12 protein-coding genes and 1 pseudogene are annotated in these 17,110 nt (G+C 62.9%); 4 read left to right on the top strand and 9 right to left on the bottom strand.

The window, feature by feature from the left end:
• Window positions 1-48: 48 nt before the first annotated feature.
• Window positions 49-396 (top strand): GtrA family protein, encoded by a 348-nt coding sequence (locus RQ479_RS09345; RefSeq protein WP_376704871.1) that lies wholly within the window; start codon window positions 49-51, stop codon window positions 394-396.
• On the opposite strand, the gene RQ479_RS09350 is transcribed toward RQ479_RS09345, so the two are convergent.
• Complete coding sequence (locus RQ479_RS09350; RefSeq protein WP_376704872.1) at window positions 393-1,025, bottom strand: hypothetical protein; 633 nt, start codon at window positions 1,023-1,025, stop codon at window positions 393-395. The two genes, RQ479_RS09345 and RQ479_RS09350, sit on opposite strands and share 4 nt — an antisense overlap.
• Window positions 1,012-2,175 carry a hypothetical protein gene (locus RQ479_RS09355; RefSeq protein WP_376704873.1) on the bottom strand — a complete coding sequence of 388 codons (1,164 nt, stop codon included), beginning with the start codon at window positions 2,173-2,175 and terminating at the stop codon, window positions 1,012-1,014. Before RQ479_RS09355 ends, RQ479_RS09350 begins: the two co-directional genes overlap by 14 nt.
• A 280-nt stretch (window positions 2,176-2,455) precedes the next feature.
• Between RQ479_RS09355 and RQ479_RS09360 the strand changes: the two genes are divergently transcribed.
• Complete coding sequence (locus RQ479_RS09360) at window positions 2,456-3,202, top strand: gamma-glutamylcyclotransferase (RefSeq protein WP_376704874.1); 747 nt, start codon at window positions 2,456-2,458, stop codon at window positions 3,200-3,202.
• On the opposite strand, the gene RQ479_RS09365 is transcribed toward RQ479_RS09360, so the two are convergent.
• The 7 genes and pseudogenes from RQ479_RS09365 to RQ479_RS09395 form a co-directional block, all read right to left on the bottom strand.
• Window positions 3,189-5,171, bottom strand: coding sequence for a glycoside hydrolase family 127 protein (locus tag RQ479_RS09365; RefSeq protein WP_376704875.1), 1,983 nt, complete (start codon window positions 5,169-5,171; stop codon window positions 3,189-3,191). The two genes, RQ479_RS09360 and RQ479_RS09365, sit on opposite strands and share 14 nt — an antisense overlap.
• Before the next feature lie 27 nt (window positions 5,172-5,198).
• Window positions 5,199-6,056 (bottom strand): carbohydrate ABC transporter permease, encoded by an 858-nt coding sequence (locus tag RQ479_RS09370; RefSeq protein WP_292661655.1) that lies wholly within the window; start codon window positions 6,054-6,056, stop codon window positions 5,199-5,201.
• The gene (locus RQ479_RS09375; protein WP_376704876.1) at window positions 6,056-6,982 is read right to left on the bottom strand and encodes a carbohydrate ABC transporter permease; all 927 of its coding nucleotides are present in this window, start codon (window positions 6,980-6,982) and stop codon (window positions 6,056-6,058) included. The genes RQ479_RS09370 and RQ479_RS09375 overlap by 1 nt, the downstream gene beginning before the upstream one ends.
• Window positions 6,983-7,154: 172 nt before the next feature.
• Window positions 7,155-8,408: an ABC transporter substrate-binding protein gene (locus RQ479_RS09380; RefSeq protein ID WP_376704877.1), complete on the bottom strand. Its 1,254-nt coding sequence runs from the start codon at window positions 8,406-8,408 to the stop codon at window positions 7,155-7,157.
• A 70-nt stretch (window positions 8,409-8,478) separates the two neighbouring features.
• Entirely contained in the window at window positions 8,479-9,528 is a 1,050-nt protein-coding gene (locus RQ479_RS09385; protein ID WP_376704878.1) for a LacI family DNA-binding transcriptional regulator, read from the bottom strand.
• Between the two features lie 258 nt (window positions 9,529-9,786).
• Window positions 9,787-11,448, bottom strand: a complete 1,662-nt coding sequence (locus RQ479_RS09390; RefSeq protein ID WP_376704879.1) for a DUF6600 domain-containing protein — start codon at window positions 11,446-11,448, stop codon at window positions 9,787-9,789.
• A gap of 87 nt (window positions 11,449-11,535) precedes the next feature.
• Window positions 11,536-11,718 (bottom strand): annotated as a pseudogene (locus tag RQ479_RS09395) (LacI family DNA-binding transcriptional regulator); the annotation flags it as partial.
• Window positions 11,719-11,788: 70 nt separating this feature from the next.
• Here RQ479_RS09395 and RQ479_RS09400 point away from each other — a divergent pair.
• Together RQ479_RS09400 and RQ479_RS09405 are read left to right on the top strand one after the other, a co-directional pair.
• The gene (locus tag RQ479_RS09400; RefSeq protein ID WP_376704880.1) at window positions 11,789-14,983 is read left to right on the top strand and encodes a hypothetical protein; all 3,195 of its coding nucleotides are present in this window, start codon (window positions 11,789-11,791) and stop codon (window positions 14,981-14,983) included.
• Window positions 14,980-16,968, top strand: coding sequence for a hypothetical protein (locus tag RQ479_RS09405; protein WP_376704881.1), 1,989 nt, complete (start codon window positions 14,980-14,982; stop codon window positions 16,966-16,968). The genes RQ479_RS09400 and RQ479_RS09405 overlap by 4 nt, the downstream gene beginning before the upstream one ends.
• Window positions 16,969-17,110 lie beyond the last annotated feature (142 nt).

Consider the following 17,110-nt stretch of genomic DNA (forward strand, 5'->3'; position numbering starts at 1 on the left):
GCGCGTTTCGGGTCCGTCGGCATCGCCGCAACGATCCTTTATGCAGTGATGGCCACCGCTTTGGTAAAATGGCAACGGTTCGGCCTCTCGCCGGTCGGTGCCTCGCTCGCGGCTTACACCGCAGCCGCCCTGTTTTCTTATCTCGCGCATAAGTTCGTGACCTTCGCGTCGAGCGGATCGCATCGATCGGAAGCTCCGCGTTTTTTCTTGCTGACGGCGACAGGCTTCGCCGTCGCCTACGCGGCGCCGGCGCTTTTGACGGCCAAACTCGGCCTGCCGCCGATCATTGCCATTCTGGTTACATGCTTGCTTGTTCCGGCGGTCAATTTTCTCGTGCTCGATCGCTGGGTTTTTGCGCAGCGAAGACCGGGTCAGCAACGCGATCGCCTGCCCTAACCCGGCTCAATAGGATCGAGCCGGAACGACAACAATTTGATGGCGCGCTTGTAGATGTTGCTGGCGGCCGGACTTGGCGGAATGCCGTCGAGGTAGTCGAAGGCGACATCGAGTATCCTAACCTCGGCGAGGGCCGCCGTTGGAACGACGAACGAGACCGTTCGCGGCTCTTTGCCGGACAGCGTCACCGCATGCACCCGAACGCCATTCACCGAAATCATAACCCGCTGCGTGACCTGCGGCGGGCGAATGACGGCGGCCATTTGCAGCGTGGCCGTCACGCTGTCGCGGAGCGGCGGTATCTTCAGGCGAAGCCGCGAGGTCTCGCCCAGGGAATGGGTGCCGTCGGCAACGGGTCCCGACCAGCCGCAGACCCTCATTCCGGCTGTCTTTTTGGCTCCGTCGGACCGGAACGATACGGTCTCGCCTAGGGTATAGCTGCCGACCGCATCGCGATTGAGGCAGGTCGTCGTCCGATCAATGTAATAGGCGCGATAATCGGCGTTGACATTCGGATTAAGAGCAAGCGCAAGAATGACGATTTCTGTTCCCGCCAGAACCGCCGCCAGCGCGTAGCCGCCAAGCCTGGCCCCGCGCTGATACCGGCCCGAAATGTCAGACCAGGGCAAGATAGCCTCCGATCCATGCCACGGTCATGAAATAACAGGCGCTTAGGAAGAGGCCCAGAGCCGCGAGATAAGTCAGCTTCGACACGGACAGCAGCATGGCTAGCAACATTGTCAGAGGCGCAAGCCCGACGACGTATCTGACCATCGACGCCAGGTTCGTGATCAGCGGCAGGATGATGCAGCAGGCGCAGAACAACGCGGCGCCATACTGCCTGCGAACCGCCAGAACCGCCGATAGCGCCAGTCCTATGAGTGCGGCGAGCGCGCTCCATTGCGGCGCCGTAGGCAGCCATCCAGTTGTCGGAACGGCCGAAAGCCCGTCCCAAATAAAGGCGAGCGGATTGCCCGGCACCCGTCCAAACGCGCGCTGCACGTGCAGGAAGGCAAAGCCGTCGCCGACGGTCAGATAGAGGAACAGGATGTAGGCGAATAGACCGGCCGGCGAAATGAGAATTGCGACGAGCAGGTCCGGTCGGCCAAGCAGCCAACGCGGGAACGACAGCGTCGGCCCGCCCTTGGCGCGGTAGTCCCTGAACATCTGAATGACGGTCGCGAATACGACAAGCACTCCGACGAGCCTGGTTGCCGACAGGAGAGCCGATGACAGTCCCGCAGCCAGGTAGCTGGAGCGTTTGAGCGCCAGAAAAACGCACGACGTCAGCAGCACGAAAAGAGGTTCGGTCAGGAAAGTCGTGAAGTGATAGGAGAACGGGCCGCTGAGCAGAAAGGCGCAATACAGCACATAGGCGCGCATGTTCTTCTCGAGCAGCGGCCACGCCACCAGGCAGGCGGCATAGCTGCACGCAATCGATGTGATCGATGCGACCAGGATGGTCGGGAAAGGGAAAATAAACCGGATGGCCGCCACCAGCATCGGATAGAGCGGGAAGAAGCCCCAGCGTCCGACATTGCTCTGGCCTGGAATGGGAAAGCGCTCATAGCCGTGTTCGGAAATGCCGACATACCACGCGCAATCCCACCGGCAGAGCGCCTGGGCGTAGGCCGCGAAGCCGGCCTCCGACGAGACCGAAGCGAATGCGGCATAGCGGATGGCCAGTCCACTGACGACGAACGCCAACGGCACCGCGACGACGGCTACCGCAATAAAGCGGCGACCGGCGTTCGGACGCGCGACAGCTTCGAGCGCCAAAATCTGCCTCCACCCGTTCAAATGGCTGGCGCCACTCAAAGCTAGATGACGCGCGCCCCGGCGAATTCAAGGCATGCAGCGCTCCTCAGTCGGCGATACCCATCCGGCGTCCTGAGCCAGACCAGCATCTCGCCGGGTCGCGGTTGCCCCAGGCGAAATACGGCACGGCGGTGACCTCCGCTTCTTCCACCGCCGGCCGGTTCGGTACCGCGCCGGTGTACTCGGCCCTTGAGAATCCTCCAGCCTTCGGCAACATGGCGGCAAAGCTGAGAGCATGAGGATGAGCAAGGTTATTTCCGCCGGATCGAGGCGTCGGTCGGCGCCGCGCAAGTCACCGATGGCGCTGACCGAGGCGCTGGTCGCCCGCACTTTGCGGGCGGTCGAGGACGCCGGGCCGACACCGGGCATGGTCTACATGACCGATGCCGATTACGCGCGCATTCGCGACGAGGTGCTGGCCGGCGCGCCGGCCGGGCCGGTGAAGCTGTTCGCCTATGGTTCGCTGCTGTGGAAGCCGGCCGGCGAGGTCAGGGGTGGCGAACGGGCCGTGGCGACGGGCTGGCACCGTTCGTTCTGTTTTACGGTGCAACGCTTCAGGGGCACCGTCGAGCAGCCCGGCCTGATGATGGCGCTCGACCGCGGCGGCCGATGCCAGGGCATGGTGTTCGAGATCGCCGAGCCCGTGGCGGCCAATCTCGAGGCGCTGCTGCGCCGTGAGATGACCATCCTGCCGGCCGTCAACGTGCCGCGCTGGCTGCAGGTCAGGACGGGCGACGGCATGGGCCAAGCGCTTGGTTTCGTTGTCGACCCCGCCAATCCGCGCTATGCCGGCAAGCTCGAAAAGCGAGCGATAGCGGCGACCCTGGCCACGGCCGTCGGCCATTGGGGTTCGGGCGCCGAATATCTGTTCGAGACCATTCGCCATCTCGACGCGTGCGGCATCCGCGACCGCAATCTCTGGCAGCTGCAGGAGCTTGTGGCCGAGGAGATCGGTCGGGCGCCGCCGTCGGGCTTTATTCGTCCCTGAGCCAGACCAGCATCTCGCCGGGGTCGCGGTTGTCCCAGGCGAAATACGGCACGGCGGTGATTTTTGCTTCCTCGATCGCCGGCGGCTCGGTGCGGTAGAGCCCCTCTTCCCAGTTTTCGAAAGCCTCCTTTTTGGCAACCGCCGAAAGTGTCACGACGCCGCCCAGAAGGTTCGGCTGCTGATGCGTCTCGATGTCGGCCGTCCGCGGCAGAGCGATGCGGTGCAGCTGGCTGGAATTGTCGGTCTCCTCGACGCAATAGATCAGCGGGCCGCGCGCCAGTGCGACGCGGCCGATATCCTGCCGCACCTGCGGGTTGGCGTAGAGGCGGTCGACGGCCATTTCGAGGTCGAGCTCGACGCGGTCGCCCTTGCGCCATTCGCGGCGGATCGCGGCGTAGCCGTCGCTGGTGACAGCAGCCAGATCGACATCGGCGCCGTTGACCTTGAGCGTGGCCTTGCGGCACCAGCCCGGCAGCCGCAGGTGCAAGGTGAACGCGGTCGGAGCTTCCGGTTCGACGGAGAACGAGACCGCGCCGTCCCAGGGATAATTGCTGGTCTGGGTGAGCTCTATTTGCTTGCCCGCGATATTGAAACGAGCCGTGCCGTTTCCATAGAGATGGACGGCCAACGCGTCGTCGGATAGGCCGTAGAAATAGCTGCCGATCGAGGCGACCATGCGACCGACATTGGGCGGGCAGCACGGGCAGCGATGCCATTTCCAGCGGTGGTGGGCGCCGCGGCTTTCGAGCGGATTTTCGTAGAAGAACAACGAGCCGTCGAGCGACAGGCCAGAGATCGAGCCGTTGTAAAGCGCCCGCTCCATGATGTCGGCGTAGCGCGTGTTGGGACCCATGCCGAGCATGCGGCTTGCCCAGAACACCAGGCCGACCGAAGCACAGGTTTCGGCATAGGCGGTGTCGTTGGGCAAGTCGTAATCGGCGGTGAAACCCTCATTGTGCGCCGACGGCCCGAGGCCGCCGGTGACGTAGAGGTTCTTGGTCATGAGATCGTCCCACAGCCGGTCGAGCGCCACCCGCAGCGTGTCGTCGCCATATTCGGTGGCGATATCGGCCATGCCCGAATAGAGGTACATCGCCCGCACCGCATGGCCGACGACCTTGTCCTGCTCGCGCACGGGCTTGTGCGACTGGTTGTATTCGTAGGTCTTGAAATGATAGGCCTTGGGGTCGGCGCCGCGGGCGCGCGCCTCCTCGTCGAAATAATGCGGCTGCTGGCCCCGCTGATCGATGAAATATCTGGCAAGCTCCATGTATTTGCGCTCGCCGGTCACCCGCGCCAGCTTGACCAGCGCCAGCTCGATCTCCTCGTGGCCGCAATAGCCCTTCTTCTTGCCGGGCTCGGGACCGAATTTCTCGGCGATATGGTCGACATAACGGCACATGATGTCGAGCAGCTTGCGCTTGCCCGTGGCCTGGTAATAGGCGACGGCGCCTTCGATCAGATGGCCGGCGCAATAGAGCTCGTGGCAATCGCGCAGATTGGTCCAGCGCAGGCCCGGCTGGATGCGCTGGTACCAGCTCGACAGATAGCCGTCGGGCTGCTGCAGCTTGCCGTACATGTCGATGACGGCGTCGATCTTCTTTTCGAGCTCGTCGTTGCGGCGGCGGTAGAGCGAATAGGCAGCGGTCTCGATGGTCTTGCCCCAATCCGAGTCCCAGAACATCTGCGTCGTCACCGTCGAGCCGGTGAACTCGTTGCCGGCGGTGGCCGCCTCGTCGGGCGAGGGTGAGTGGAACGGAATGACGACGCCGGGCGACGGCCGGTCCGGGTCGATCTGCTCGAGCATGCGCGCCTCGACGCAGCGATCGTAGAGGATGCCGGCGGTTTTGCTGGCGACGGCATCGACGCGGTCGCCCCAGAAGCCGCGCACGTCGACCTGCGGCACCGGGAGCGGGCGGAAGGCGAGTTTCGGCTTGGCGCCCTGACTGGCGGATTGCGATGCGGTCATCAATTTACTCCGGTTCGGTTCGATTGGTCACTTCACGGCCCCTGCCATCAGGCCGCGGATGTAGAAGCGCTGCAGCAGCAGGAAGAGCACCAGGCACGGCACCATCATCACGGTGACGCCCGCCTGCACGGCGCCCCAGTCGATGGCGCCGAAGCGGCCGGACTGCAGCGCGGTCATCATGATCGGCAGCGTGAATTTGGACTGGTCGGTCATCAGCACGAGCGCTGCCAAAAACTCGTTCCAGGCGCCGAGGAAGGCAAACAGCGCGATGGTTACGATGCCCGGCCAGACCAGCGGCAGCATCACCCTCAGCAGCATGGTGACATTGTTGGCGCCGTCCATGCGCGCGGCCTCCTCGATCTCGCGCGGCACCGCGTCGAAGGCGTTGCGCATCATGAAGATCGAGAACGGCAGCTGCAGCGTGACGTAGACGCAGACCAGCCCGGTCAGTGTGTTGTGCAGGCCGATTTTGGTCAGCACCAGGAAGATCGGCGTCAGGATCGACTGGAACGGGATCATGATCGTCGACAGGATGACGACGAACAGCAGGTTCTTCAGCGGAAAGCGGAAGCGCGAGAAACCGTAGCCGGCGAGCACGCTGACGATCACCGACAGCACCACCGTCATGACCGAGACATAGATGCTGTTTTGCGCCGGCAGCCAGAGGCCATCGCCGAAGGTGTTGAGCGTGGCGTAGTTCTCGAGCGAGATGCCGCTGGTCGGCCAGGGCGGCAGCGGCGGCTGGCGCGCCTCCTGCGCCGGCTTGAAGGCCGAAAGCACCGTCCAGGCGATCGGTGCCAGGAACAGAATGGATGCGGTGATGCCGGTCGCATGCTCGGCGATCTGCATGCCTATCCGGCGTTTGCGGCTGCGGGCCTGCGCCATCAGTCGACCCCCTCGTGCTGGCGCAGCAGCCGCAGCTGGATCAGGCTGAGCGCCACCAGGATGACCAGCAGGACCATCGAAAGGGCCGCGCCATAGCCGAGCTTGAACGACACGAAGGACTGGTTGAAGATCCAGTAGACGGCGGTCAGCGTCTGGTTGCGCGGGCCGCCGCGCAGGATGATGTAGAACTGGTCGAAGGCGAGGATCGAGCCGGCCACAGACAGGATCAGCGCCAGCGCCAGCGTGCGGCGCATCAAGGGCAAGGTAATCGCCCGGAACCGCGCGAATGGCCCTGCCCCGTCGATCATCGCCGCCTCCTGCAGGTCCGGCGGGATCGATTGCAGGCCGGTCATCAGGATGATCATGGTGAAGCCCGCCACCTTCCACACGACCATGGCGATGATCGACCAGAAGGCCGGCTGGAAGGTCGCCAGCAGGTTGAATTTCTTCTCGGTCAAGCCGAGCTCGAAAGCGGCCGGGCTGAACAGGCCGGAATCGACGTTGAGCAGCCACGACCACAAAAGGCTCGCCGAGGCGAAACCGATGACCGCCGGCATGAAGAAGGACGTCCGGTAGAAACCGGTCAGCTGCCGCGGCCTTTCGATGAACAGCGCCAGCGGAAAGGCGACGGCGAAGATCGCGATCGTCACCACCACCGTGTAGTAGCCGGTGAACTTCAGCGCGTTCCAGAAGCGGGTATCGCGCAGGATCGCCCAGTAATTGTCGAGGCCGATGAAACTGTGGGTCCCCATCAGCGGCCAGTTGTGCAGCGACATCCAGGCGGTCATGCAAAGCGGCACGATGAAGAAGACGACGACAAGGGCGACGGCCGGCGCGACATAGAGCAGGCCGATCCACTGCCGGCGCCCGGCGCCGACGAGTTTGCGGGGACGCGCCGGGGTGGAGATTGCTGTGATGGTGGTCATGCCGGTCTTCCATTAGTGGGACGTCCCCCTCCCCCTTGAGGGGAGGGTCCGGCCGAAGGCCGGGGGTGGGGTCGCCTGCGAAGTGCGCCAACAGAAAAGAACGTCGAGCACTGCCGCAACGACCCCACCCGGACCTTCGGTCCGACCTCCCCTCGAGGGGGAGGTGGGCGCTTTACTTCTGCGGCGCCGAATCGATGATCGACTGCATGGTCTCCTGCGCATTGGCGATGGCGCCGTCGACGTCTTCGCCGAAGAAGACCTCGTTCATCATCTGGTTCCACGGACCGTTGGCCGAGTTGATCAGGTCGTTGAACACCACCGAATAGGGCGTGCGGCCCTTGGACATTGCCTCCGCGGCGACCTTGTAGCGCGGGTCGAGATCCTTCAGCGCCTCGTTGGCGATGTCGCCGCGCACCGGCAGGCTGCCGTATTTCGCCAGGATGGTCTGGCCCTCGAGCGAATAGGCGAAATCGAGGAACTCCTTCACCACCGCGACCTTGGTGGTGCCCTTGGTGACGACGAAATTATCGCCGCCGGCAAACGACGACCAGCTGCCATCCTTGCCGGGCAGGAAGGTGATGCCGTAGTCGATATCGGGATATTGCGTGTTGAGCGCGCCGATGGCGAAGGCACCGGACGGCGAGATGCCGATATTGCCGGTGGCGAAGGCGGCAAAGAAGTTGGAGCCGGTGTCGGTCTGCGCGCCTGATGGCACCAGGTCCTTCTTGACCATCGAACGGTAGAGGTCGATGGCGCCGCGCATCTGCGGCGTGTCCAGCGTCGCCTTGGAGCCGTCCTCGGTGAGGATGTCGCCGCCCGAGGCCCAGATCAGCGGCGTGAAGGTGAAGATGTTGCAGCCGCCGCAATTGCCGGAGAAATAGAAGCCCTTGATGTCGCCGCCGAGCGCGTTGACCTTTTCGGCGTCGGCTTCGATCTCGGCCCAGTTGGTCGGGCCTTTTTCCGGGTCGAGGCCGGCCTGCTTGAACAGCTTCTTGTTCCAGATCAGCACCGAGGAATCGGCCGAGAACGGCAGCCCGTAGATGCGGCCCTTATAGGTGCCGGTTTTGACATGCGCCGGCGACAGGCTGGCGAAATAAGGCAGCGATTTCGCCCAGTCGGTGATGTCCTCCAGCTGGCCGGCGGCGGCGAAGGACGGCGTGTAGATCAGGTCGAGCGACAGCGCATCGGGCGCCGTGCCCCCGGCGGCGGCAGCACCGTATTTCGGGATGATCTCGGCATTGGGGATGATGTCGAGCTTGATCTGGTTCTGATGCCCCTTGTTGAAGGCATCGACGATGCGCGGCATGAAGTTCGAGCCGTCGGCGCGAACCCAGATGTTGGCGGTGTCGGCGGCGGCCGAGCCGGCCGTTGCCAGTGTGCCCAAAATGCTCGCGGCGATCGCGAGCCCGGTAATGGTGGTTCTCATGCTTCTCCTCCACATGGTTTTAACTCGGCCGCGCTCCCAAACGGGTACTGTCGATACGGCCCGTTTCGTTTCAGCCGTCCGGCGGACGGCCGCATGACTGACGCACCACCAGCCGGCACGGCAGTTTTCTGATGCCCGGCAGAGCGGGTTCGCCGCCGACGAGCGAAAGCAGGGCAAGGCCGGCCTCGCGGCCAAGTGCTGCGAGATTCATGTCGACCGAGGTCAGCGGCGGCCGCGTCGCCTCGGCGACGATCTGCCAATTGTCGAAACCGATGACGCCGACCTCGGCCGGCACGCCGATACCGCGTTCGCGCAAGGCATCGATGACGCCGCGCGCGATCTGGTCGTTGCCGCAAAATACCGCATCGGGTTTTTCGCGCGCGCCGTCGCCGCCGTCGAACAACTTCTTGACGGCCTCGTGGCCCCAAGCCTCCGACCACGGGCCGAGCAAAGGCTCCATGACCGGCAGGCCGTTCTCGGCCAGCACCTCGCGATAGGCCTCGGCGCGGGCATGCACCACGGCAAAGCTCGCGGGACCGCTGACATGGGCGATGCGCCGCCGCCCGAGCCGGCAAAAATGCTCGACCGCCAGCCGCGCCCCGCCGGCATCGTCGGACACAAAAGCGATGGCGCCGGGATCGGGCTCGGTGAAGGCGTAGATCGCCGGAATGCCGAGATTGGCAAGATTGACCGGCAGATGGCGGTCGATACGCTTGCCGGTGGCGATGATGCCGTCGACGCGCTTGTCGAGCATGGCATCGACATGCAGCTGGGCAAGGCGCGGGTCGTCCTCGACATTGCACAGGAACACCGAGACGCCGGCATCGACCAGCGCATCGGAAACGCCGGCCATCAGCGGCAGCGAAAAGCGGCCATAGGTGTCGTTGGTCAACAGTCCGACGGTAAAGGAGCGCCGCCTGAGCAGGCTCTGCGCCAGGCTGTTCGGGCGAAAACCAAGCCGCTGCGCCGTCTCGCGAATCCGGGTCCGCGTCTCGGCCGTCATGCGCCCCTGCCCGTTCAGCGCCTTTGAGGCCGTGGCAACGCTGACGCCGGCAATGGCCGCCACTTCACGGAGCGTGACCGGCTGCTTGGCGGGCGTTGGCTGGACGTCGGACGCCATGATTTAGATATCGATCCTCCCCATTGAGAAAAGCTTTTCTCTTATGGTCCTGCGCGGTGCTGAATGGTGAGGTCAGCGGCTGCGGGGCGAGTTGGGAAAAGGTTTTCTCAAGGGGGAGATTAGGGGAAGGGTTTGGGGATGGCAAGAGGGAATGGCCTGGTTAAAGGCATGTTCGGGCAGGCAACGGCGAATGTATGCCCTGGGTCCACGACGGGCACCGCGATCGAATAATCGCGGTGCCGCAGTCTACCCGTACGGCTAGCAGCTCTCAGTCTGCGGATCGCACGCCTTGTTTTTCTTCTTCTGTGGCTTGGGCTCGACCGCCTGCTCGGGCTCGGCCTGCTGCTGTTCCGCGGCGGGCTGCTTCCTGGCTTTCGGCTTCTCAGGCTTGGCCGCCTGCTCGGGCTCGGCCTGCTGCTGCTCGGCGGCGGGCTGCTTCCTGGCCTTCCGCTTCTCGGGCTTGGCCGCCTGCTCGGGCTCGGCCTGCTGCTGCTCGGCGGCGGGCTGCTTCCTGGCCTTCCGCTTCTCAGGCTTGGCCGCCTGTTCCGGCTCGGCCTGCTGCTGCTCGGCGGCGGGCTGCTTCCTGGTCTTCGGCTTCCCAGGCTTGGCCGCCTGTTCCGGCTCGGCTTGCTGCTGCTCGGCGGCGGGCAGCTTCTTGGTCTTCGGCTTCCCAGGCTTGGCCGTCTGTTCGGGCTCGGCCTGCTGCTGCTCGGCGGCGGGCAGCTTCTTGGTCTTCGGCTTCTCAGGCTTGGCCGTCTGTTCGGGCTCGGCCTGCTGCTGCTCGGCGGCGGGCAGCTTCTTGGTCTTCGGCTTCTCAGGCTTGGCCGCCTGCCCGGGCTCGGTCTGCTGCTGCTCCGCGGCGGGCTGCTCCTTGGTCGTCGGCTTCTCAGGCTTGGCGGTCTTTTCCGGCTTGGCCTGTTCGGTCGTTGCTGCGCCTTCGGTCGGCTTCGATTTGCGGCCAGCCTGAACCTGCTTCACCTCCTCGATGTCTTTGAGCTTAGCTGGTTTGGCATCGGGATCGGCTTTCACCTTACCTTGAAAGACCTTGACCGTATCCTTCTCCAATTTGCCGGACTGCTCGGGTACGTCGGTCTTGCTGACCTTGACGGCAGTCACCTGCTGGTTCGTCTCCTTCTCGATCACATCAACGTCAATGACTTTGTTGATCACCACGTTGTTCTGGATCGTCACGTCGCCGACCGGCTCGGCCGCCTCCACGATGCGGACAAATTCCGGCTCATCACGGATAACGACGGTAGAAATGTCGACAACAAGGAATTCGCGGGTGGGGACCACAACCCAGTAGTAATCCGGCGTCGTGTCGAACGTCACCTCGATTGAAATCAGATCCGGATCGCGGCGCGGCGGCAGCGGAGCCCAAATCACGTGCTCCCGGTCACGACGCCAACTCACCCATGCTGGCGCCCAACGAGTGCCCGGAACCCAGTACCAGCCGATATCGTCGGCATAGCCCCACCGGCCGTAATGGTACGTCGCCCAGCCGAATGGCTCGTCGGATACCCACAGCCAGCCATACTGCTCGGTATAGGCCCAGTGTCCAACGGTATACGGACGCCAATCGTCAGGTACATCAGCCGGCACGAAAACGGACGCTCCGTGATACGAGACCCAATCACCATAGGAAGACAGGTCTTCGTAGAACGTGCTGATCGAAACCTCGGTGGCAGCCCTTGCCTCGGACACAAGCGACAACGGCATGATCGGGTTGGGAATCTCGACGACCGTGAGCAGGCAGCCGGCTACGCCGCCGAGCATGAGTCGTACCGCATGGTGGGTAAGGACGCGTTTCATCCTAATCTTCCTCCGAAACAAATCGCCCTTCATCCTACAAACCCGCCGGCTGCCGGATTGTTCCGCTTTGGTGGCGTTAGCCGGATCCGCTCGCGCGACGGCTGGCATCGCACGATGATGTCAGAGATCAGCGTTGCTTCATGAGGGCGGTGCCCGTCACAAAGGCGCGGCGACAGGTCGTTGGTCAGCGGGCCGACGCGCCAGGTTGTTCGGACGGAAGCCAAGCCGCTGCGGCGTCTCGCGAATTCGGGTCCGCGTCTCGGCCGCCCCCTGCCCGTTCAGGGCTTTCGAGGCCGTGGCGACGCTGACGCAGGCGGCGGCCACCTCGCGGAGGGTGACCGGCTGCTTGGCGGGCGTTGGCTGGACATCGGGCGCCATGATTTGGATTTCGATCCGCTAAATCCACTCTGTGGCTTGCGTCTCGAACAGATCAAGAACAGAATGGGTTGTGACGGATGAAAACGAATCGCGGATCGCTCCTCCCGCCGCCAGCGCCAATGCTGGCGGGCAGTTTGAGGTGCGGGTAGGGGCATTTTTTACCCTCTGCATGCTGGCGGGCGGTGAGCCGCGCGGCCTTGTTGGCGCAACGATACAGTCAGTCGGCCTGCAGCAAAGGATTGCCGGACATCCGCTTGACGACATCGTGATACATGCGACGAATGCGGATGGCTCGAAGGCGACGCTTGAAATCCAGGCGAAGCGAACGCTGACGTTCACTGCAAGCGATGGCGAATTTGGGGACGTTGTCGGACAGGTGTGGAAAGCGGCGCAGAAGCCGGAGTTCGAGACCCAACGATATCTGACGGCCGTGGCCATCGCGCGCACGACGACGCTGATTGAGCAAGCAGTACAGGAGGTGCTGCACTGGGCACGGCAGCGGCCGGACGCAGCCTCCTTTATGGCCAATATCAGACGGAAAGGCTTCGCTTCCGACCCGATGCGAGGCTTCGTCAAAGTCTTCACCGACAATCTTCAACGGCATGGGGCGCCAACTGACGATGAAACGGTGTGGCGTTTGCTGCGCCGGTTTCAGGTACTCGTTTTCGACTTTGAATCCGCGGGATCAGACTATGAGCACAGGGCTCGGGAACGGTGTCGGTTTGTGCTGGCATCTGACCAGGCCAGCCGAGCGGGCGATCTTTGGTCCCAGCTGATCGTTGACGCAGAAGCCTCAGCCAGGGGAAGCGGCTCGCGCACGCGAGCCGACGTAATCAGCAAACTGTCAGCCGAAGAGGGGTTCCGGTTTGGCGATGCCGCCGATCTAAAAGGGACGATGGCCCTCCTGGCCGATAGCGCCCAGTTGGCGCTCGGCGAGATCGGCAACGAGGTGGGCGGTGTGCGGCTCGCCCGGACATCGCTGATTGAAGAAGCCTGTGAGGCGCTGGGACGGACGCGCGTTCTTAACATTGTGGGTGCTCCCGGCGCCGGTAAGTCGTCCGTTTTGAAGCACCTGGCCGAGCTTCTGCGACCAGAGGGACGCATCATCGTCCTGCGGAACGGGCGCATCGTGCCGGGTGGTTGGCCGCGGATGGCCCATGAAATCGGCTGCACCGTTCCTTCGGACCAATTCTTCAATGAACTTGGAGCGGGTGGTGGTACCACGCTGTTCATCGACAATATCGACCAGGTCGACGATGGGAAGGAGCGGGCGACCGTCACCGACCTATTGGCCGCCGCCGCGAAATACCCAGGCTGGCACGCGATCGTAACGAGCAATGAAGCAAGTTCGGATTGGAAGACGGTGCTTCCGCCGGCACTGTTGCCGGATATGGCGGTGCTTAAAGTCCCGGACATCTCAGACGACGAGGCCGAGCAACTGTCGGAGCAGAACGCGGCATTCGCCGTTCTCTTGGAGAAAGACCATCCGGCCAAGAGCATTGCCAGAAACCTGTTCTTCCTCTCGCGTATGGTTGTGTTGAGCGCCGGACAGCAGGCCGAGATTTCGTCTGAAATTGACCTGGCCCGTCTCTGGTGGAATTACGGCGGCGGTCGCGGTGAAGATTCCGGCCGGTGGGGGCGCTTGAGAGCGCTGCGCGCGATGGGAGCCGATCTTCTGGCGCAGCCGACGCTTGTCGCCTCGAAGGCCGACAGCCTCGATTCCGCCGTGGTGGCGGAACTGCTGCGCCTTGATGCCATCCGCGAAGAAATCCGCGGCGCAGAAGTCGCATTCCGGCACGATGTCCTACGGGATTGGACCCTCGGCTTCATGCTGGACGAGGATTCAAAACGGATTGAGGCGTTGGCGAAGGATGCCCCTTTGCCAGCGGCCTTGTCCCGTGGCCTGGAAATGGCTGCCCGCGTTGCTCTGGAGGGCGACGAGATCGGGGCTCGATGGCAGAACCTTCTCCAATTGGTGTCGGGGGACACAGTGCACGGTAGTTGGCGGCGACCAATCCTGCTCGCCCTACCGCGCTCAGAGCGTTTTGCGCAGTACTTGCAGTCAATGAATAAGGTACTGCTTGCGGACGATGGCCGCGTGTTGCGTGATGTAGTCCGGCTGATCATCATTGCCGAGACAGAGACTTACGCCGAAGTGTTTGCAAAGGCGCAGCCAAGTCAGCCAGTTCCGCCCGGAGCCAGAGAATTCGTATATCCGACGGGGCGTGGATGGGTAGCCCTGATTGCGTGGCTTGCACTCAATGCCCGATCGCTTCCGCAGCCGACGATCCCGGAAGTCGCCACCGCCTTCCGAGCCTGGCTGATGGCGACCCATATGCTCCAGCTTCCCATAAATGCCGAGGTTGTTGCCATCCTGTTCGAGTGGCTCGCCCTGATCGACGAGGCCGTGCGACCGCGCATGTTTCGGGAGGGAGAGGAGATCCCGCCACTCGTGACAATCCCGCACATCACCGATGCGCATGCGCTCGTCCGAATGACGGCTTGTGCCTTTGCACTGGTCAATCCGGCGGCCGCAAGAAAATACCTTGCGACCCTGAATGCCGGCGAGACGATTCACCGAGAGTTCGAGGCTCTGCTGAAGGGCCGTGGCGCCCTTGCCAAGGCTGCGCCGGCCGAATTCGTGGATTTCTTCCTTGGCGGCGTGATTGAGAAGCCAAAACGGCGGGACTTTTACAGCAGTTCTCGGGATTTGAGGCCATTCGGCATTCATGAGCACCTGTTTATGCCAGCGTCGCCAAGCCAAGGTCCGTTCCTCGAAATCCTCGAACAGGCGCCCGATGAAGGCTTGCGGCTGGTGCGCCGCATCGTTGAACATGCGACAGACTGGCTTCGCAAACAATACGCCAAGGAACGCGTGCCGTTCCCCCGGATCATGATCGCGTTTCCAGACGGCTCAAAATCATTCGAGGGCGATGCCAGCGTTTATGGCTGGCCACGGGTCCCTGTTCCGAGCAGCATGACCACGTCGGCTTTGATGGCATTGGAGGCGTGGGGCCATAGCAGGATCGAGGCGGGAGTGGCTCCAGGGCAAGTCCTCGACGATATTTTGATGGTTCAAGCTTTGCCTTCCTGGCGGTGGCCGTCGACGTCGTTTTGTCACACTGGCCGATTTTCCGCGACGTGGCGTGGCCACTGGCGGCAGCCCCCGAACTTCTTAAGCTCGATGAGCATCGCCACGTTCGGGATATCACTGGCGTCGACCGCTTTCTCGCGTCTGAACGAGAGCCGACGACAGCGAAAGTGAAACGTGCCGATCTTGAGGCACGCGGCTCCCGCAAGAGCAGATTGTTGAACGGTTTCCCATACTACGTCTTCCATGCCGAACCGGAGCTGGCCGACGCGCTTCGGAGATCGCTTGAACAAGCCAGGAGTGAAATCTCGCAGCGACCGTCAGGTGACGAGGATCCGCTTCACGGCCTGCGTGCGCTGGCAAACCGTGCCGCGCGCATGATGGATCGGATCAACTGGCAGTCTGGAAGCCATGTGAACGCAGATGGTTCAACGGTGCAGTTTGTCGAGTATGTACCAGACCCGGACGAACAGCGGTTGATCGCTGAAAAGAACGCAGAGGTGGCGGCAAGCACTCGGCATTTCAACATCCGTGCCAGTATTGAGCTCGCCTTGACCGATCCGGGACGCTCCACGCCGGAGATTGTCGCGGATGGCATTACGTGGGCGAAGCAACAGCCCGACGACCTCGCCCCGGTTTCCGAAGATACCGACCGCGATGAGTTTGACGCCGAGTGGGACCGCCGCGCAATTGTCATGGCCGCAGCGCTCGCCGCGCGCGATTACCGAGGAGATGACCGCGCTGAAATCCTTCATTGGGCGGAGGAGGTTCTCGATCGAGCTGCTGCGGGACCCGCTCGGGAGAGCTACGGCAATAACCAGATCGTCTACGACAAGGTCGCAATCTCAGCACTCGGATTGATCGCCATTTATCGCGAGAATCCGACCGTCACTGTGCGGGACAAACTGTTGGCTTTGGCCGCTAATCCCGGCCTCCCGGTTACGAATGCGCTCGGCGGTGCATTCGTTAATTGGAAGACGGACAGGATCCTACCTGCAATCATCCGCATCATGCTGGCGAGTTCAAGCTATCCGCGTCGCCGCGATACGGAACCGGACAAACGGGCAGTTGAGCAGGCGCATGCCCAAAGGGTCGGAAACGCTGTTGCCGCCGAGCTCGCTTGGCTTTCCGGCCAAGGCGAGGAACCGGGCTGGCCTACGCTGCCAGCGTGGCTCACTCGGCCCAAACGTTATCTCCAATTGCCTGGGTTTACGGTGGAGAAGCCCCGAAAGCGGCATGCAGAACCGCCTGACGCCTACGCCAGCGAGCAGCGATTGGGCGAAATCGTAGCCCACTTGGTTCCATTGACCGTTGGCACGTTGCCGGACTGGCTCGTGCCGCTCACGGAGCATCTGATGGCATGGACCCTCGCGGCCAACGCGTCGGAAGATGGTGAGCGAGAATCTGAAGGCCGGCCATTTACGTGGAACGCGCAGTTCTATGACTATCTTGGGATCCTGTGTGCGGCTCTGCCGCAAGAAGAGGTCGTCAAGAGCTTCGTCCAGCCCATCACCGAACTCGGCGATGAGGCGTTCCATGACGGCATGGCCGGCCTGCTCAGAGGCTTCGATCGGGCCGTGCTGTCTTCCAATGCGACAAAGCCCGCCTATCCGGCGGCTATGCGGACCGCATTGGCCGAGCGGTTGAAGAGCACGCGGAATTATCGGCAACTAAACTGGAGGAAGGAATTTACCACCGAGGTACACGCCGCCGACGCGCTGACGGCCATGTTCTTCCAGCGGTCAGGCATCCTGCAAACACGTCGTCCGAGCGTTCCTGACAATTGGGATGGTCTCGAAGCGGTCATGCCGACGCTTACCGGCCTGGCCACAGGCGCTGCCAGTTCAGGCTATCTGGCTGCTTTGTTTCTCGACCTCATCGAGACCTCACGCCGTCCCGCACTATTGCCGTATTTGCTTGAGGCTTTGGGAGCGTGGTGCTCGGCGTATGGGCCTGACACGAGCTTCTGGGTCAGCCACGACATTGGCGGGAGGGTATGCCGCTGGTTGAAGGATGTTCTCTCGGATGACGCAACGGAAGTGCTGGATTCCAGCCAGGTAAAGGCCTTGGTTGATCCTCTCGACATACTGGTTCAGGCGGGGGTGACTTCCGCGCGCGAGATCGAAGAGCTGTTGGTGGTCGGCACGCGCCATAGCTAATCCATCAGCGCGACTGCCCTCTAAAGGCCAAAACAGATGCTGGAGGCTTGGCCGGGATTAACCCTGCCGCTGGAGCTTCGCACACACTCACGCGGTGTCGGCGGAAGGCGCCCTTTCTTGCTGCTGCGGACTTCTTGATTCA

The organism is Mesorhizobium sp. ISC25, from assembly GCF_042295465.1.
GTDB lineage: Bacteria > Pseudomonadota > Alphaproteobacteria > Rhizobiales > Rhizobiaceae > Mesorhizobium.